This is a genomic window from Pseudomonas oplopanacis, assembly GCF_057128725.1.
The window spans coordinates 294,111-309,605 of the sequence record NZ_JBSKHV010000001.1 but is presented as its reverse complement, the minus strand read 5'-3'; the positions used below and the strand labels follow the sequence as shown (position 1 = coordinate 309,605).

The 15,495-nt window shown below is 60.3% G+C and carries 18 protein-coding genes; 8 read left to right on the top strand and 10 right to left on the bottom strand.

All coding sequences use genetic code 11. The features are described from left to right. The first annotated feature begins 23 nt into the window (after positions 1 to 23). Positions 24 to 2,453: an efflux RND transporter permease subunit gene (locus ACWKV5_RS01525; RefSeq protein ID WP_483840309.1), complete on the top strand. Its 2,430-nt coding sequence runs from the start codon at positions 24 to 26 to the stop codon at positions 2,451 to 2,453. A gap of 12 nt (positions 2,454 to 2,465) precedes the next feature. Here the strand turns inward: ACWKV5_RS01525 and ACWKV5_RS01520 are convergent, their stop codons facing one another. Both ACWKV5_RS01520 and ACWKV5_RS01515 read right to left on the bottom strand, forming a co-directional pair. Continuing rightward, the gene (locus ACWKV5_RS01520; protein WP_483839852.1) at positions 2,466 to 2,867 is read right to left on the bottom strand and encodes a hypothetical protein; all 402 of its coding nucleotides are present in this window, start codon (positions 2,865 to 2,867) and stop codon (positions 2,466 to 2,468) included. A 49-nt stretch (positions 2,868 to 2,916) separates the two neighbouring features. After that, positions 2,917 to 3,486, bottom strand: coding sequence for an RrF2 family transcriptional regulator (locus tag ACWKV5_RS01515; protein ID WP_483839851.1), 570 nt, complete (start codon positions 3,484 to 3,486; stop codon positions 2,917 to 2,919). A gap of 247 nt (positions 3,487 to 3,733) precedes the next feature. Here ACWKV5_RS01515 and ACWKV5_RS01510 point away from each other — a divergent pair, with 247 nt between their 5' ends. Then, on the top strand, positions 3,734 to 4,936 hold the full coding sequence (locus ACWKV5_RS01510; protein WP_483839850.1) for an NAD(P)/FAD-dependent oxidoreductase: 1,203 nt from the start codon (positions 3,734 to 3,736) through the stop codon (positions 4,934 to 4,936). Positions 4,937 to 5,001: 65 nt separating this feature from the next. On the opposite strand, the gene ACWKV5_RS01505 is transcribed toward ACWKV5_RS01510, so the two are convergent. The 3 genes from ACWKV5_RS01505 to ACWKV5_RS01495 all read right to left on the bottom strand — a co-directional run bounded on the left by ACWKV5_RS01505 (position 5,002) and on the right by ACWKV5_RS01495 (position 6,348). Beyond that, positions 5,002 to 5,433 carry a nuclear transport factor 2 family protein gene (locus ACWKV5_RS01505; RefSeq protein ID WP_483839849.1) on the bottom strand — a complete coding sequence of 144 codons (432 nt, stop codon included), beginning with the start codon at positions 5,431 to 5,433 and terminating at the stop codon, positions 5,002 to 5,004. A 114-nt stretch (positions 5,434 to 5,547) separates the two neighbouring features. Further along, the gene (gene grxC, locus ACWKV5_RS01500) at positions 5,548 to 5,799 is read right to left on the bottom strand and encodes a glutaredoxin 3 (RefSeq protein ID WP_483839848.1); all 252 of its coding nucleotides are present in this window, start codon (positions 5,797 to 5,799) and stop codon (positions 5,548 to 5,550) included. A gap of 30 nt (positions 5,800 to 5,829) precedes the next feature. After that, on the bottom strand, positions 5,830 to 6,348 hold the full coding sequence (locus tag ACWKV5_RS01495; protein WP_483839847.1) for a carboxymuconolactone decarboxylase family protein: 519 nt from the start codon (positions 6,346 to 6,348) through the stop codon (positions 5,830 to 5,832). Positions 6,349 to 6,483: 135 nt separating this feature from the next. Between ACWKV5_RS01495 and ACWKV5_RS01490 the strand changes: the two genes are divergently transcribed. Genes ACWKV5_RS01490 through ACWKV5_RS01480 form a run of 3 tightly spaced genes read left to right on the top strand, consistent with a single transcriptional unit; the run spans position 6,484 to position 9,277 of the window. Continuing rightward, positions 6,484 to 7,344, top strand: a complete 861-nt coding sequence (locus tag ACWKV5_RS01490) for a helix-turn-helix domain-containing protein (protein ID WP_483839846.1) — start codon at positions 6,484 to 6,486, stop codon at positions 7,342 to 7,344. A gap of 46 nt (positions 7,345 to 7,390) precedes the next feature. Further along, positions 7,391 to 8,602, top strand: a complete 1,212-nt coding sequence (locus ACWKV5_RS01485; RefSeq protein WP_483839845.1) for a helix-turn-helix domain-containing protein — start codon at positions 7,391 to 7,393, stop codon at positions 8,600 to 8,602. 36 nt (positions 8,603 to 8,638) lie between these two features. Beyond that, positions 8,639 to 9,277 carry a Vgb family protein gene (locus ACWKV5_RS01480; protein WP_483839844.1) on the top strand — a complete coding sequence of 213 codons (639 nt, stop codon included), beginning with the start codon at positions 8,639 to 8,641 and terminating at the stop codon, positions 9,275 to 9,277. Here the strand turns inward: ACWKV5_RS01480 and ACWKV5_RS01475 are convergent. Further along, a complete protein-coding gene (locus ACWKV5_RS01475; RefSeq protein ID WP_140668964.1) occupies positions 9,274 to 9,543 on the bottom strand; it encodes a hypothetical protein in 270 nt (89 codons plus the stop codon). The two genes, ACWKV5_RS01480 and ACWKV5_RS01475, sit on opposite strands and share 4 nt — an antisense overlap. A gap of 434 nt (positions 9,544 to 9,977) precedes the next feature. Here ACWKV5_RS01475 and ACWKV5_RS01470 point away from each other — a divergent pair, with 434 nt between their 5' ends. Both ACWKV5_RS01470 and ACWKV5_RS01465 read left to right on the top strand, forming a co-directional pair. Further along, positions 9,978 to 11,063, top strand: coding sequence for a hypothetical protein (locus ACWKV5_RS01470; RefSeq protein ID WP_483839843.1), 1,086 nt, complete (start codon positions 9,978 to 9,980; stop codon positions 11,061 to 11,063). 2 nt (positions 11,064 to 11,065) lie between these two features. After that, positions 11,066 to 11,419, top strand: a complete 354-nt coding sequence (locus ACWKV5_RS01465) for a DUF1428 domain-containing protein (protein WP_483839842.1) — start codon at positions 11,066 to 11,068, stop codon at positions 11,417 to 11,419. A 14-nt stretch (positions 11,420 to 11,433) separates the two neighbouring features. Here ACWKV5_RS01465 and ACWKV5_RS01460 read toward each other — a convergent pair whose 3' ends face one another. Beyond that, the gene (locus ACWKV5_RS01460) at positions 11,434 to 11,628 is read right to left on the bottom strand and encodes a hypothetical protein (protein ID WP_007946346.1); all 195 of its coding nucleotides are present in this window, start codon (positions 11,626 to 11,628) and stop codon (positions 11,434 to 11,436) included. Between the two features lie 60 nt (positions 11,629 to 11,688). Between ACWKV5_RS01460 and thpR the strand changes: the two genes are divergently transcribed. Next, complete coding sequence (gene thpR / locus ACWKV5_RS01455) at positions 11,689 to 12,228, top strand: RNA 2',3'-cyclic phosphodiesterase (protein ID WP_483839841.1); 540 nt, start codon at positions 11,689 to 11,691, stop codon at positions 12,226 to 12,228. A gap of 254 nt (positions 12,229 to 12,482) precedes the next feature. Here the strand turns inward: thpR and ACWKV5_RS01450 are convergent, their stop codons facing one another. From ACWKV5_RS01450 to ACWKV5_RS01440, 3 genes are all read right to left on the bottom strand, one after another. Next, positions 12,483 to 13,580: a polyamine ABC transporter substrate-binding protein gene (locus ACWKV5_RS01450; protein ID WP_483839840.1), complete on the bottom strand. Its 1,098-nt coding sequence runs from the start codon at positions 13,578 to 13,580 to the stop codon at positions 12,483 to 12,485. 133 nt (positions 13,581 to 13,713) lie between these two features. Further along, complete coding sequence (locus ACWKV5_RS01445) at positions 13,714 to 14,598, bottom strand: ABC transporter permease subunit (RefSeq protein ID WP_483839839.1); 885 nt, start codon at positions 14,596 to 14,598, stop codon at positions 13,714 to 13,716. After that, complete coding sequence (locus ACWKV5_RS01440; protein WP_170219144.1) at positions 14,595 to 15,476, bottom strand: ABC transporter permease subunit; 882 nt, start codon at positions 15,474 to 15,476, stop codon at positions 14,595 to 14,597. The genes ACWKV5_RS01445 and ACWKV5_RS01440 overlap by 4 nt, the downstream gene beginning before the upstream one ends. Positions 15,477 to 15,495 lie beyond the last annotated feature (19 nt).

The window sequence follows — 15,495 nt, the reverse complement described above, 5'->3', positions numbered from 1 at the left end:
GGCATCACAAAGAGAACACCATGATGGGTCACTACGAACTCGAAACAATGCCGGTTATCCGCGAGCTCAAGGGCTTCGACGCACGCTCCGGTAACGCCCTGGAACGGCTGATCTTCAACAACCGCTTGTGGGTGGTGCTGGCCTGTCTGCTGGTGACGATTGCATTGAGCTTCTTCGCCACGACCCGGCTGACGCTCAATGCCAGCTTCGAAAAGATGATCCCGCAGAGCCAGCCCTTCATCAAAAACTACCTGGAAAACCGTCAGGCCTTGCGCGGCCTCGGCAATGCGGTGCGAGTCGTGGTGGAGAGCAGCAACGGCGATATTTTCGACCCGCACTACCTCGACGCCCTGAAAGAAATCAACGACGAACTGTTCGTCACGCCGGGCGTCGACCGTGCCTGGATGAAGTCGCTGTGGACCCCGGCGGTGCGCTGGACCGAAGTCACTGAGCAAGGCTTTCAGGGCGGCCCGGTGATGCCCGATTCCTATGACGGCTCGGCGCAAAGCGTGCAGCAGTTGCGGCAGAACATTGCCCGCTCGGGCATCGTCGGCAGCCTCATCGGCAACAACTTCAAGTCGAGCATGATCTTCGTGCCGTTGCTGGAGAAAGACCCGGTCACCGGGCAGGCCATCGATTACCACCAGTTCTCCAAGACCCTGGAAGAGAAACTGCGCGACAAATACGAATTTTCCGGCAGCGTTCGCGTGTCGGGCGAAGAGGGCAAAGGCCCGATCAAGATCCGCGTGATCGGTTTCGCCAAACTGGTCGGCGACCTGCTCGACGGCCTGATGCAGGTGATGATGTATTTCGGCGCCGCGGCGGTGATTGCCACGGCGATCATCTTCTACTTCACCCGTTGTGTACGCAGCACCGCGCTGGTGATTCTCTGCTCGGTCATCGCGGTGGTCTGGCAGCTTGGGTTGGTTGCGCTGTTCGGCTTTGCGCTTGACCCGTTCTCGATTCTGGTGCCGTTCCTGGTGTTCGCCATCGGTGTGTCCCACGGCGCACAGAAGATGAACGGGATCATGCAGGACGTCGGGCGCGGCACCCATCAACTGGTCGCCGCGCGCTATACCTTTCGCCGTCTGTTTCTCGCCGGTCTTACCGCGTTGCTGGCCGATGCAGTCGGTTTTGCGGTGTTGATGCTGATCGATATCCCCGTGATTCAGGACTTGGCAATCACCGCGAGCATCGGTGTGGCGGTGCTGATCTTCACCAACCTGGTATTGCTGCCGGTGTTGCTGTCGTACTGGGGGGTGAGTCGCAAGGCCGCCGAGCGCAGTTTGCGCGCCGAGAACAAGGAGCTGCGCGGTAAAGGCATCGGGGCGCTGTGGAGTTTCCTCGACAAGTTTACCGAGCGCCGCTGGGCCACCATCGCGGTGAGCGTGGCGGCTGTGTTGGCGGTTGGCGGGATTATCGTCAGCCATCATCTGAAGATCGGCGACCTTGATCCAGGTGCTCCGGAACTGCGTTCAGACTCGCGCTACAACCGTGATAACGCTTACATCACCAGCAACTATTCGCTGTCCAGCGACCAGTTCGCAATCATGCTCAAGACGCCGAGCGAGGGATGTCTGAAGTACCAATCGCTGGTGGAAGCCGATCGCCTCGGCTGGCTGTTGCAGCAGATCCCTGGCGTGCAAACCACGGTGTCGCTGACCAATGCCGTACGCCAGATCACGGCGGGTTCCTATGAAGGCAACCCGAAGATGCTGACCATCGCGCGCAATCAGGACGTGCTCAACTACGGCGCGCAGCAGGCCTCGGTCAGCAGTCCGGACCTGTTCAACAACGATTGCTCCATGATGCCGATCGTGGCGTACCTGTCGGATCACAAGGCCGAAACCCTCGACCGCGTAGTGCAAGTGGCTGAAACCTTCGCCCGAGAGCACAGCAACGGCGAGCGCCAGTTCATGTTGGCGGCCGGCAGTGCCGGGATCGAGGCGGCGACCAACATCGTCGTGCGTGACGCTAACCGCACCATGCTGCTGTACGTGTACGGCGCGGTCATTGTGTTGTGCTTCATCACCTTCCGCAGCTGGCGCGCGGTGGTGGTGGCCGTGGTGCCGCTGATGTTGACCTCGATCCTCTGCGAAGCGCTGATGGTCTGGCTGGGCATGGGCGTCAAAGTGGCCACGCTGCCGGTGATTGCGCTCGGTGTGGGAATTGGCGTGGACTACGCGTTGTACCTGTTGAGCGTGCAACTGGCGCAGCAACGTGCCGGGATGTCGCTGACCGAGGCGTATCGCAATGCCGTGGCGTTCACCGGGAAAGTGGTGGCGTTGGTCGGGATTACCCTGGCCGCGGGTGTGATCACCTGGGCCTGGTCGCCGATCAAGTTCCAGGCTGACATGGGGATCTTGCTGACGTTCATGTTCATCTGGAACATGGTCGGGGCGTTGGTGCTGATTCCGGCGCTGTCGCACTTTCTGTTGCGCAAGGTGAAATAGGCCGGCGCCCGGTCAGGCATCTCGCAACAAGTCGTTGGCATTGAGAATGTTGTAGGCAATCTCCGGGCGCTTCTCAAGGCCACGGCGAATGGCGGCCGGGATCGACTGGCGGGTTTTGCGGCACAGCCCCGGCTGCTCGCCGAGGGTGATGCCGATGCCGCGCATGGTCCGCACTTCGTTGAAGCTGGGGGCGATCTCGACGCGGATGCCCAGTTGCTCGTACATCCGCTGCTGCAGGCGTTCGAGGTCGGCCAGGCTCTGGAGGTTTTCCAGGCGGTCGAGCAGGCGCTTTTCTTCCGGGCGGGTCAGAAACAGGATGCGCACGTCCGCACCCGGTGTTTCCAGCAGCGGGTCACGCCCGCAGGTGCAGGCGCCGGGCGGGCAGGGTGAGCGGATCGAAACAGGGGTCGTCATGGGCCCTAATCATAGAGCGCTCTAATCCGGTTTGCCCATAGCTGAATCGTCAGTCCGAGAGATCGGTCGTCGGGATGATCTGCTTGTCCTCAACCGCCACACTGCTGGCGGTCTTCTTTTCGCGTCGATCATTCATCCAGGTGTTCAACTGGTCGCCGAATTCGGCCGGGGCTTTGCGCCCGACTCTTCTGGCGAGGTCGAGAATGGTCTGCTGGGCGAGCGCTTCTTCCATGCGTTTTTGCGCCGTCATCATCACCGCGTGTACCGCGCAAGGACCGTCGAGGGCCCACGCCGGTGGGGCGCCGTCGAACAAGGCGCAACGCCCGCGAATCTCGCGGCAATCGAAGATCAGTTTCTTGCCGTCGATGGCGTTGACGATATCCAGCACGCTGATTTCGTCCGCCGGCCGCGCCAGTTTGAATCCGCCGCGCACGCCTTCGGTGGCGATCACCAGTTTGGCCTTGGCCAGTCGGGTGAAGATCTTGGCCAGGTAATCCAGCGGCACGCCTTGCAGTTCGGCGAGGTCGCGCACGCTCGCCTCACGGCTGTCGCCGTAATCGCCTACCAAAAAAATCAGGCAATGAATGCCGTATTCAACGCCCGCACTGTAAAGAGACATCAGGATCTCCGACTGAATGAGTCGCCAATGTTATCAGTCGATGGATAGGCGGGCAATAATCCATGCTGATCGCTATCTGCCCCGTGTTGCTTATAGATAAAAGCTGTTGACGGGATTGTCGAGGTATTGAAGTGGATGATGGCAGTCATCGTAAAAAGGATATTGCACACTGCAACTCGGATATCTATAGTCGCCGTTGTCCGCTCGGCAACGAGTTCAGTCTTTGGTCATCCTCGGAGTTAAAACCATGAAACAGCACATCCTGGTTATCGGCGCAGGTTTCGGCGGCATGTGGACGGCGTTGAGCGCCACACGCCTGTTCGACCTGCATGATCACAACGGCGTCGAGGTCACGGTACTGGCGCCCCAGGCCGAGCTGCGCGTGCGTCCGCGCTTCTACGAACCGAATGCTCATCAGCTGGCTGCACCCCTCGGCGAGCTGTTCGATGCGGTCGGTGTGAAGTTCATCAAGGGCGCCGCAGAGACCATCGACGTGCAGCACAAAAGTGTCGGTTACACCGATGCTTCAGGCACCCGCCAGACCCTCAGCTACGACAAACTCGTTCTGGCGACCGGCAGCCGTCTGGCCCAGTCGAACACCCCGGGCGTGTCCGAGCATGCCTTTGATGTGGATCAGATCGAACAAGCCGTGCGTCTGGAAAACCACCTGAAATCCCTGGCCAACCAGCCAGAAAGCAAAGCCCGAAATACCGTGGTCGTCGTCGGCGGCGGTTTCACCGGGATTGAAACGGCGACTGAAATGCCCGCACGTCTGCGGGAAATCCTCGGTGAGGGTGCCGACATCGAAGTGATCATCATCGACCGTGGCGAGAAGGTCGGGGCTTCGATGGGCGCCGAAATCAGCCAGTCGATTGCCGAGGCAAGCACTGAACTGGGAGTGAAATGGCGCGTGAAGTCGTCGGTGGCGGCGGTCGACGCCAATGGTGTGACCCTGGCCGACGGCCAGCGCATCGAGGCCAAAACCGTGATCTGGACCACCGGTGTGCGCGCGAGCTCTTTGACCGAGCAAATCCCTGCCGAGCGTGATGGCCAAGGCCGTCTGCACGTGGACAGCCATTTGAAAGTCATTGGTCAGGACGACATCTTTGCCACGGGCGATGTGGCTTACGCGGCCTGCGACGACATCGGCAACTTCGCGATGATGACCTGCCAGCACGCCATCTCGCTGGGGCGTCACGCCGGAAACAACGTGGCGGCGCAGATTCTGGGCGTGGACCCGACACCGTATAGCCAGCCCAAGTACGTAACGTGCCTGGACCTGGGTGCCTGGGGCGCGGTCTACACCGAGGGTTGGGATCGCCAGGTCAAACTGGTCAAGCAGGAAGGCAAAAACTTGAAGACGCAGATCAACACCGTGTGGATCTACCCACCGGCCGCTGACCGTGCCGCCGCATTGGCCGCCGCGGATCCGATGATTCCAGTGGCTTGATAGCGTTGTCGTGAAAAAATCCCGCTCAAGTGACCTTGGGCGGGATTTTTTTTAAATATGGAAAGCTAGATGTGGAAAGCCTGGCGGCCGACCAGCAGCCATTTGCCATCCTTTTTCTGCCAGATCTGGAAGTTCTCGATTTCGGTCGGGATCACTTCGGTGCCCTTGAGTGCCTGGGCCGAGAAATGATTGCGCACCAACGCTACATCGCCGGAGACGTTGATGGTCTGGTTTTGCATTTCCAGGGTTTTGAACGCGCTTCTGCCGGTTTCGATGTCGGCGATGAATTCGCTCTTGTCCTGAACCTTGCCGCTGGAATGCCCGTAGGTCAGGTTCTCGGCGGTCAGGGTTTTAAGTTCGGAAATGTTCTTGTGCAGCATGGCTTGGGTCAGATGGTCGACGGCGCTGGCGACCTCTTTCTCGCCCGACGCCGGCGCAGCGACGACGTAGCCACTGAAGAGGCAGAGAAAACCGACCAGCAGTTTGACGTTCTTCATAGGTGTTTCCTTGTTGTTATGGGAAGGGTGACTCGTCGGTCATCGTACAACCTATAAAGAATTTAGAGAATACCCGGCACGCCCCGTCTTCAAGGTCGTGCACGGGCAGCGGTTTCAGGCCAGCATCGACAACAAACCACCCTGACGGTCCAGCTTGGCCAGGTCATCGAAGCCACCGACATGGGTGTCGCCGATGAAAATCTGCGGCACGCTGCGTCGACCGCTGCGGCTGAGCATTTCCTTGAACTTGCCGGGGCTGGACTGGACGTTTATTTCCTCGGCCGCGATGCCTTTACTGGCCAACAGCGCCTTGGCGTTGCGGCAATAGGGGCAGGTGTCGGTGGTGTAGATCGTCACGCTGTTCATTGTCGATACTCCTGAATTTAGTGTCCGCGCTTACGCATCGATGGCGGGGAAGTCGATCTCGGTGAGGGCGAGGTTGTTGAGGTAGTTGGTCAGGGTTTGTGCCGCGATGTGGCCCACCACTTCAATGATCTTGGCGTCGGTGATACCGGCCGCACGCGCAGCGTCGAGTTGTTCGAGGCTGAGATGGCCACGGCTTTCGGTGATTTGTTGGGCGAGGGTGGCATAGGCATTCAGTTCGCCGTGTCGGGCGCTGAGGATGTCTTGCGCGGACAGCCCGGCTTTACCGGCAAACAGCGTGTGCGCGGCCAGGCAGTAATCGCAGCCGTTGACTTGCGAGGTGGCCAGGAAGACCACTTCTTTTTCCGTCGCGCTCAGGGACGTTTTGCCCAGCGTCGCGCTTTGTTGCAGGTAGGCCGCGAGAACCACAGGGGCATGCGCCAGGGTTTTGAAGACATTCGGCAAAAAGCCGATTTTTTTCTGCACGCCTTCCAGCAGCGGGCGGGTGGTGTCAGTGGCGTGTTCGAGGCTCAGGGCGGTAATGCGGCTCATGGGTATAGCTCCGTAGATTCAAGCGCGGTGTGCGCTGGGTACGGGGTCTATGCTATGGGGCGACGCTGGCCTTTAGGGTGCAAATCGTCGAGGATATGCGACAGATCGTCCAGATATTTGCCCGGGAGCCGTGCCATGGATCGCTTGTCCACTTTACTCACCCACTTCGGTGTCAGTGCCGGGAGCTTCTACAGCGGGCATTTTTGCGGCTCGGTGGTGTTTGATGGCGAGCAGTCAACCGGCCACTTGCACCTGCTGCAGGCGGGCGAAGTGACGCTGAAACTGGCCGATGAACCCGACCAGGTGCTCAGCGAGCCGACGCTGATTTTTTTCCCGCGACCTTACCGTCACCGTTTGTTCGCCAGTGAAGCCTCGAGCGCGCAACTGGTGTGCGCAACACTGGATTTCGACGGCGGTGCCGGCAACGCCCTGGCCGCCGCGCTGCCGGATGTCCTGCTGCTCAAGCTCGACAGCATTCCGACGATGGCCGGCACCCTGGACTGGCTGTTCAGCGAAGCCTTCGGCGGCATCTGTGGCCGTGAAGCGATGATGGATCGACTGTTCGAATTGCTGGTGATCCAGTTGCTGCGGCACATCATCACCGATCGCGATCAGGCTCCGGGCATGATGGCCGGCCTCGCCGATTTGCGTCTGGCGCGGGCCATGAGCCTGATGCACGACGCACCTGAAAAATCCTGGACCGTGGCCGAGCTGTCGGCGGCGGCGAACATGTCCCGCGCCAGTTTTGCCGAGCATTTTCGCCAAGTGGTGGGGCAGACGCCGGTCGACTATCTGGTGAGCTGGCGCATCAGCCTGGCGCAGAAACGGCTGCGCGAAGGCAAGTCGATTGCGCTGATCGCCGATGAAGTTGGCTACGAAAGCCCCTCGGCGCTGGCCCGTGCCTTTCGCCGAAAAACCGGAGTCAGCCCGCGAGAATGGACGCAGGCCGGCAAGCGCCCGCTTACCACAGGGTTTCAGCATCGTGAGATAGACTAACCAGCGGACATCCAACGAAGGGAGTGACCACCGTGGCGCGATTCACATGGACTCGCTGATCACCGCCGCCGCCCGTGCACTGGCGGCGGGTGACCCCCTCGGGGCGTTGAACCGGGTGGCCCTGCGCGAAGATGCGCCGGCGCTGGCATTGCGCGGTATCGCCATGGCGCAGCTCGGCGACCTGGAGCGCGCCAAGGCATTGGTCAAACGGGCCGCCCGTGCATTTGGTCCAAAAGAACCGATGGCCCGAGCCCGATGTGTGGTGGCCGAGGCCGAAATTGCCCTGGCTTCTCGCGATTTGAGCTGGCCGGAAAAAGCCCTCGACGCCGCGCGGGTAACGCTGGAGGCCCATGGCGATTGGGTGAACGCGGCTCATGCGCGCTATCTGGAAATCCGGCGTTTATTGCTGATCGGTCATCTCGAACAGGTCGAGGAACGGCTCGCCCAACTGGACCCTGCGCCCTTGCCGCCGGCCTTGCGCGCCGCCCATGAATTGGTGGTGGCCGGCATCGCCATGCGACGGCTGGAGATCAGAAAGGCGCGGTCTGCACTGCAAAGGGCCGAACGCTTCGCCGGCGAGGCGGGGATCCCGGCGCTGAGCGCGGAAGTCGAGAACGTCGCTCACGTCCTCAACGTCCCCGCCGCCCGGCTAATCAGCCGCGGCGAGGTGCGACCGTTGCTGCTGGATGAGGTTGAAACGCTGCTGACCTCAACATCGCTGGTGGTCGACGCGTGTCGATACACGGTGCGCGGCGCCGGCATGTCGGTGTCGCTGGCCAGGCGCCCGGTGTTGTTTTCCCTCGCGCGGGCATTGGCCGAAGCCTGGCCGGCCGATGTCCCCCGCGAAACACTCATCGCCTGTGCTTTTCGCTTGAAACTCAGTGACGAATCCCACCGTGCGCGGTTGCGCGTCGAAGTCGGACGGCTGCGTGCGGCGCTTCGACCGCTGGCCGGAATCACCGCGACGAAACGCGGCTTTGCACTGCTGTCGCCGGACGTCGTGGTACTGGCGCGGCCGGTCGAAGAACAGCACGCGGCGCTGTTGGCGTTTCTGGCGGACGGCGAGTCGTGGTCGAGTTCGGCGCTGGCGATGGCGCTGGGTACCGGTCAGCGCAGCGTGCAACGAGCGCTTGATTCGCTGGCGGTCGCCGGCAAAGTGCAGGCGTTTGGCCGTGGCCGCGCGCGTCGCTGGATGACGCCACCGATGCCGGGATTCGCGACGACTTTGTTACTCACGGCTTTGTTACCGGGTGATTAGGCTCCACTCCACACACCCAGTGAAGAGGATTCAACGATGAAACGTTCAACCGCTGAAATCATCCGTGAATACGGCCCGTTTCCTGGCGTCGACAGCGTGCACGGCGTCTCGTTTGACGGCCAGCACGTCTGGTTCGCTTCAGGAGAAAAGCTCAACGCCCTTGACCCGGACAGTGGCAAGCCGCTGCGTTCGCTCGATATAACCGCAGACGCAGGAACTGCCTTTGACGGCGAGCATTTGTTTCAGATTGCCGGGGAACACATCAACAAGATCGACCCCCAAAGCGGCCGCGTGCTCGCCACGATTCCGGCGCCCGGCGGTGGCACCGATTCGGGGCTGACGTGGGCGGAAGGCACGCTGTGGGTGGGTCAATATCGGGCGCGCAAGATCCACCAGATCAATCCCGACACCGGGGCCATTCTGCGCACCATCGAGTCCAACCGTTTTGTCACCGGTGTGACTTGGGTAGACGGCGATTTATGGCACGGCACGTGGGAAGAAGATCAGAGTGAGTTGCGGCGGATTGACCCGACCACCGGCAAGGTCCTGGAGGCTGTCGAAATGCCGCCAGGGGTGGGAGTGTCAGGGCTTGAGTCGGATGGTGGCGAGCGGTTTTTCTGTGGCGGCGGCAACAGCGGCAAAGTCAGGGCCGTGCGCCGGCCCGTGGCTTCCTAGAACGTAAACTGACGCGACGAGCGGGGCGCACTTTGGGCCAGTTCGATCTCCAGCAAGTGCTCAACCAACACGTCATTGAGAAAGCGGAACTGATCATTGAGGCCGACCACTTCGTTGTTGAAGTGGTTGGCAGCTGCCGGCATCAGCAACGCTTCAAAGTTTTCGTCGAACACCAGCGACAACTCTTTGCGCGACACGAATTCCTGCGCGTAGTAGTTGGTGCCAAACACCGGGAAGCTCACGGAAAGGCTGACGGAGTGGATCATGATGGTTGCTCCTCGGTCTGACCGATGTCCAGGAAGAAACGTGAAAACAGGGTCAGCGAAACGGCCGTCAGGGCCAGGCAGGTCAGGAGATGGATCAACATGATGTGGCCCTCCGATAGGGTCGTTGCGTTGTGATGGGATGATGGTGCTCCAGGCGGTTTTATTGCGGAAGGCATTCGTCGCGATGGTGAATATCAACATTAATGATGGTGTTCTTCAGGGCCTCTTCGCGAGCAGGCTCGCTCCCACAATGGTCCGTGGTGGAACGCAGATTTGTGGACGGCGCCAATCCCCTGTGGGAGCGAGCCTGCTCGCGAAGAGGCCCTCAAACCCGCCACCCACCCCAGCGAACAAACCCCAACTCCTATACTCAAACCAATAGGCCTGTGAGTTCCGGGCATTCTGCCCAAGGGCGACTGTAGGAAACCGCGATCTTGAACCTGCGTTCGCTGATCGTCGCCGTGTTGGTGGTATTGGCGGGTTGCGCCACGCCTGTGCGCGCGCCGGTGGTGGAGGCGGTCGTGGTGGTGTCCGACAGCACGTGGCACCAGGTTGATCGCGAAATCGTCGAAGCCTCGCAATCAGCCACCGAACAGACCCGAATCTATTCCCGTGGCGCCATGGATTACTGGCGGACACGGGTCTACCAACTGACCGAAGAAAACTTCATCCCCTGGTTCAGCAGCTATTGGACCCAGGAATGGCTGTCGATGAAGGTCAGCTGGTACACCATCAGCGCCAAGGGCGAGCAGGATGCCTCGGCCAAGCGCCTGGCGGAGTATTTGCTCGAGCAATACCAGCAACGGGTGCTGGCGCCGGTCGCGGTCGAGATTGATCCCGATGCGATTCTCAGCCAGGCCATGGCGTTCTACGTCGACATTCTTCAGGAAGAGCTGCAGAAGATTTCCAAACGTCACGGCATACCGATGGCCCAGCTCAACGGGCGCATCCAGAAGATTCCCGCCATCGCCCTCGGGCCGCCGCCTGCACGCAATGCCTCGCTGTATCAGATCGTCCACACGGACCCGTTGAACTCGCTGCCCGCGTACGCGGCGTTGATCGACAAGATCCACAAGGCCGGCGGTGACAAAGGCGTCGGCTCGACCGACACCGCCATGGCGCCTGTGGCCAAACGCGCCAGTCAGCGCATGGAAGCCGAAATGGCCCCGCGCGGGGCCGCCAGTGCCGTCGCTGCAGCGGCTGGGAAATTGGCTGGGGGCTTGATCACCGTCGGTGTGGCCGGGATTCGCGCATTGATCCAAGCCGCCGACCGGCCTGACAGCGAGGCGTTGATTCGCAGCAGCCTGGGTAACACGTTTGACAAGGCGTGGCTGAAGCTGGTGCAGAATCCGACGACCGGCGTGATGGCGGGGACGTTGTACATGGCGGGTCAGATCGAGGGCAATCTGGCGGCGAGTGCCGCACCACCGTCGGTCGGTTCGCCAAGCGGTGAAGTCGATTGGAGCCCGACGCAATCGACTAACCAGCAGATCGACCCTCAACCCCCCGCAGGAGAATGATCATGTCTTATGTCGATGGCTGTGTGATTGCCGTACCGACCGCCAAGCGCGAGCAATTCAAGCAGCACGCCGAAATCACCAGCGCGATTTTCAAGGAGAACGGCGCCTTGAGTATTGTTGAATGCTGGGGCGACGATGTGCCGGACGGCAAAGTGACTTCGTTTCCGATGGCGGTGAAACTCAAGGAAGACGAAACCGTAGTGTTTTCCTGGATCATCTGGCCAGACAAGGCGACCCGCAATGCCGGCATGCAGAAAATGATGGCCGACCCGCGCATGCAACCGGACGTCAATTCAATGCCGTTCGATGGTCAGCGCATGATCTTCGGCGGCTTCAACATCATCTACCAGTCCTGACACAAACTCCCGGATCACTCCGCGCTCGGGGTGATCCGGCAACTCTTGCGATTACGGATCTCGTTATCTGTCGGCCGCTCCCTGACGAACTCGAAACGTGGCTCACCTTCGCTATAGTGAACCAGCCAGCCCCATTCCAGCTCGGACTCATCCTGCCCCGGTTGCGGTGGCATCGCCCACCATGGCTCTTTGCTGATGATCTGCCGCATGGCCCCCTCCCGTTGTTTCGGTTGGTTCAACTATAACGTGCATGTCAGGAGGTGCCAGGCATGAGCGACGAATCCCATGAACCGCTCAAACGGCTGTTCTTTGCGTTGAACTGTCCGCCCGAGCAGCGCAAGGCGATTGCCCAGTGGCGCAGCGCGCTTGAACTGCGCAGCGGGCGGCCGGTGCCGGCGGATAACTTTCACCTGACGTTGTTGTTTCTGGGGGCGGTCGGCGTGGCGCAGATCGGCGAGATCTGCACGGCCGCCGCCAAGGTCCGCGTGCCGGGTGTGGCGTTGAGGGTGGCGCTTGATCGACTGGATGTGTGGCGCAGGGCCGGGGTGTTGGTGCTCGCGCCGGAGCAGGCGCCGCCGGAGTTGTTGCGGCTGGTGTATGCGTTGGAACAGGCGATGTTGCCGTTTGGGCTGGAGGAAACGGCGAAGGAGTTTCGGCCGCATTTGACCTTGATGCGGGACTATCAGGTGCCGGTGCCTGAGTCCGCGACGCCGCCGGAGTTTTTTCTGCGGGCGGATCGTTTTGTGTTGTTTGAATCGCATAAGGGGCGGTATCGGGCGTTGGCCGAATGGCCGCTGGTGCCAGTCTAAAAAAAGGCGCCCGAGGAGGGCGCCCAAATTCACCTTAACCGAGGAAGCCAGGTGAGGCCGTTCTGCTGCAGGGAGCGTGCAGCGGTGGTAAGGCGCTGCGGGAACGGAAAACGGTTGAGTCTTGTGTTGCCAGTGCTGGCCTCTTCGCGAGCAGGCTCGCTCCCACAGGGATTGGCGTCGTGCACAAATCTGTGTCTCACCACAAACCACTGTGGGAGCGAGCCTGCTCGCGAAAGCGATTTCACATTCAGCGATTATTTCCCGAGCTTGACCCGCGTCCAACCCCGGGTCATCACCCGCTGAATCCCGATCGGCATATCCGGAATCGCATACAACGTCGCCATCACGTCCTGCGGCGGATACGACCCCGGATCATCGCGAATCGCTTCGTCCACCAACGGCGTCGCCGCCGCGTTGGCGTTGCTGTAGCCGATGTTGTTGGTGATCTCGGCAATGATGTCCGGGCGCATCAGGAAGTTCATGAACAGGTAGGCGTTCTCGACGTTCGCCGCGTCGCGAGGAATGGCGACCATGTCATAGAAACTGCCGGCGCCTTCTTTCGGGATGCTGTAGTCGATCTTCACCGCGTTGCCCGATTCCTGCGCGCGGGCCTTGGCTTGCAAGACGTCGCCGGAGTAACCGACGGCCACACAGATGTTGCCGTTGGCCAGGTCGGAGATGTATTTCGACGAATGGAAGTACGCCACCGAAGGGCGGATCTTCATGAACAGCGCTTCAGCTTCGGCGATCTGGCCCTTGTCCTGCGAGTTCACCGGGTAGCCCAGGTAGTGCAGGGCGGCCGGGAGCATTTCCGTTGGCGAATCGAGGAAGCTGATACCGCAGGCTTTCAGCTTTTCGGCGTTTGCCGGTTTGAACAGCAAGTCCCAGGAGTTGGTCGGTGCATGGGCGCCAAGCACTTCCTTGACCTTGGCCGGGTTGAAACCGATGCCGATCGAGCCCCACATGTATGGGAAGGCGTGAGCGTTATCCGGGTCGCTGGCGGATGCGTTTTTCAGCAGGACCGGGTTGAGGTTTTTCCAGTTCGGCAGCTTCGATTTGTCCAGCGTCTGATAGACGCCAGCCTTGATCTGCTTGGCCAGGAAACTGTTGGACGGCACGACGATGTCGTAGCCGGATTTACCTGCGAGCAGGCGTGCCTCAAGGGTTTCATTGCTGTCGAACACATCGTAGGTCACGCGGATACCGGTCTCGTCTTCGAACTTCTTGACCGTGTCCGGGGCGATGTAATCCGACCAGTTGTAGACGCGCAGAACCTTGTCATTGGCCTGGGCGCCGGTAACCATCGCGCCCAATAAGGACAGTGTCAGCAGAGTCCTGCCAAACATTTTCATCGGTACAACTCCATTCTTTTTTATTCAAATACGCAAAACAAAATTCAGTGAACAAATACCTGTGGCAGTTAACACAGAACCTGTGGCGAGCAAGCTCGCTCGCCACAGTTTTGTGTTCACTACAGCTGTAAAACTAAGCCGTTGCTCCAGCCATTTGCTTGTTCGGTTGCTGCCACGATTCACTGGCGGTCTGGTCCATCGCTTCCTGGATCGCGCGTTTACGAGTGGCTTCAGCGCGGCGGCTGAAGTACCAGACCATGAAGGTCACGATCGAGACGGCCAACAGAATCAGGCTGGCCACGGCGTTGATCTCAGGCTTCACGCCCAGGCGCACAGCCGAGAACACTTCCATCGGCAAGGTCGTCGAGCCCGGTCCGGACACGAAGCTTGCCAATACCAGGTCATCCAGCGACAGGGCAAACGACATCATGCCGCCGGCCGCCAGCGAGGGCGCGATCATCGGAATGGTGATCAGGAAAAACACCTTGAATGGCTTGGCCCCGAGGTCCATGGCCGCTTCTTCGATGGACAGGTCCAGCTCACGCAAGCGCGCCGACACCACCACCGCCACATACGCCGCACAGAACGTGGTGTGGGCGATCCAGATCGTGATGATGCCACGCTCCTGCGGCCAGCCGATCAACTGCGCCATCGCCACGAACAGCAGCAACAGCGACAGACCGGTGATCACTTCTGGCATCACCAGCGGCGCCGTCACCAGGCCGCCAAACAGCGTGCGACCCTTGAAACGCGTAACGCGAGTCAGTACAAACGCCGCCAACGTCCCCAGCGCCACTGCTGCAATCGCCGTGTAGCAGGCGATTTCCAGCGAGCGCACCACAGAGCCCATTAGTTGCGTGTTGTCGAGCAGGCCGGCGTACCACTTGAACGACCAGCCGCCCCACACCGTTACCAGCTTCGAGGCGTTGAACGAGTAAATCACCAGGATCAGCATCGGCAAGTAGATAAACGACAGGCCGAACACCAGCATCATTTTTGAAAAACCGAAACGTTTCATCCCCGTGCCTCCATCTCTTTGGCCTGGCTGCGGTTGAACAGCAGAATCGGCACAATCAGGATCAACAGCATCACCACCGCCAGGGCAGACGCCACCGGCCAGTCGCGGTTGTTGAAGAACTCTTGCCACAGCACGCGACCAATCATCAGGGTCTCGGGGCCGCCCAGCAGTTCCGGAATCACGAACTCACCGACCACTGGAATGAACACCAGCATGCAGCCGGCGATGATGCCGTTCTTGGCCAGCGGCACGGTGATTTTCCAGAAGTTGTTGAAGTTGCTCGAGCCCAGGTCTGAACCCGCTTCCAGCAGGCTTTGATCGTGCTTGACCAGGTTGGCGTACAGCGGCAACACCATGAACGGCAGGTAGGCGTAAACCACACCGATGTACACAGCGGTGTTGGTGTTGAGGATCTCGATCGGGTGATCGGTCAGCCCGGTCCACATCAAAAACGCATTGAGCAGACCGTTGTTGCTGAGGATGCCCATCCACGCGTAAACGCGGATCAGGATCGCGGTCCAGGTCGGCATCATGATCAACAGCATCAGGACGTTTTGTGTTTCCTTGTTGGCCTTGGTAATGGCGTAGGCCATCGGGAAACCGATCACCAGGCACATCAGCGTGCTGAAAAACGCGACCTTCAACGAGCCGAGGTAGGCCGAGAGGTACAGCTCATCGTCGGTCAGCAACAGGTAGTTGCCGACGTTGAGGAACAGCTGAAACTTCTGTTCGGCGTAAGTGTAGATCTCCGAATAAGGAGGAATGGCCAGCGCCGCTTCCGAGAAGCTGATCTTCATCACCAGGAAGAACGGCAACAGGAAAAACAGGCACAGCCACAGGAAAGGAACCCCGATGACGAGCTTTCGACCACTCGGCATCAGCCGCATGAACTGCTGA

Excerpts from the sequence above, each read along its gene's own strand:
- ACWKV5_RS01525 (WP_483840309.1), top strand. The coding sequence starts at position 24 with ATGGGTCACTACGAACTCGAAACAATGCCGGTTATCCGCGAGCTCAAG.
- ACWKV5_RS01520 (WP_483839852.1), bottom strand. The coding sequence starts at position 2,867 with ATGACGACCCCTGTTTCGATCCGCTCACCCTGCCCGCCCGGCGCCTGC.
- ACWKV5_RS01515 (WP_483839851.1), bottom strand. The coding sequence starts at position 3,486 with ATGTCTCTTTACAGTGCGGGCGTTGAATACGGCATTCATTGCCTGATT.
- ACWKV5_RS01510 (WP_483839850.1), top strand. The coding sequence starts at position 3,734 with ATGAAACAGCACATCCTGGTTATCGGCGCAGGTTTCGGCGGCATGTGG.
- ACWKV5_RS01505 (WP_483839849.1), bottom strand. The coding sequence starts at position 5,433 with ATGAAGAACGTCAAACTGCTGGTCGGTTTTCTCTGCCTCTTCAGTGGC.
- grxC (WP_483839848.1), bottom strand. The coding sequence starts at position 5,799 with ATGAACAGCGTGACGATCTACACCACCGACACCTGCCCCTATTGCCGC.
- ACWKV5_RS01495 (WP_483839847.1), bottom strand. The coding sequence starts at position 6,348 with ATGAGCCGCATTACCGCCCTGAGCCTCGAACACGCCACTGACACCACC.
- ACWKV5_RS01490 (WP_483839846.1), top strand. The coding sequence starts at position 6,484 with ATGGATCGCTTGTCCACTTTACTCACCCACTTCGGTGTCAGTGCCGGG.
- ACWKV5_RS01485 (WP_483839845.1), top strand. The coding sequence starts at position 7,391 with ATGGACTCGCTGATCACCGCCGCCGCCCGTGCACTGGCGGCGGGTGAC.
- ACWKV5_RS01480 (WP_483839844.1), top strand. The coding sequence starts at position 8,639 with ATGAAACGTTCAACCGCTGAAATCATCCGTGAATACGGCCCGTTTCCT.
- ACWKV5_RS01475 (WP_140668964.1), bottom strand. The coding sequence starts at position 9,543 with ATGATCCACTCCGTCAGCCTTTCCGTGAGCTTCCCGGTGTTTGGCACC.
- ACWKV5_RS01465 (WP_483839842.1), top strand. The coding sequence starts at position 11,066 with ATGTCTTATGTCGATGGCTGTGTGATTGCCGTACCGACCGCCAAGCGC.
- ACWKV5_RS01460 (WP_007946346.1), bottom strand. The coding sequence starts at position 11,628 with ATGCGGCAGATCATCAGCAAAGAGCCATGGTGGGCGATGCCACCGCAA.
- thpR (WP_483839841.1), top strand. The coding sequence starts at position 11,689 with ATGAGCGACGAATCCCATGAACCGCTCAAACGGCTGTTCTTTGCGTTG.
- ACWKV5_RS01450 (WP_483839840.1), bottom strand. The coding sequence starts at position 13,580 with ATGAAAATGTTTGGCAGGACTCTGCTGACACTGTCCTTATTGGGCGCG.
- ACWKV5_RS01445 (WP_483839839.1), bottom strand. The coding sequence starts at position 14,598 with ATGAAACGTTTCGGTTTTTCAAAAATGATGCTGGTGTTCGGCCTGTCG.
- ACWKV5_RS01440 (WP_170219144.1), bottom strand. The coding sequence starts at position 15,476 with ATGCCGAGTGGTCGAAAGCTCGTCATCGGGGTTCCTTTCCTGTGGCTG.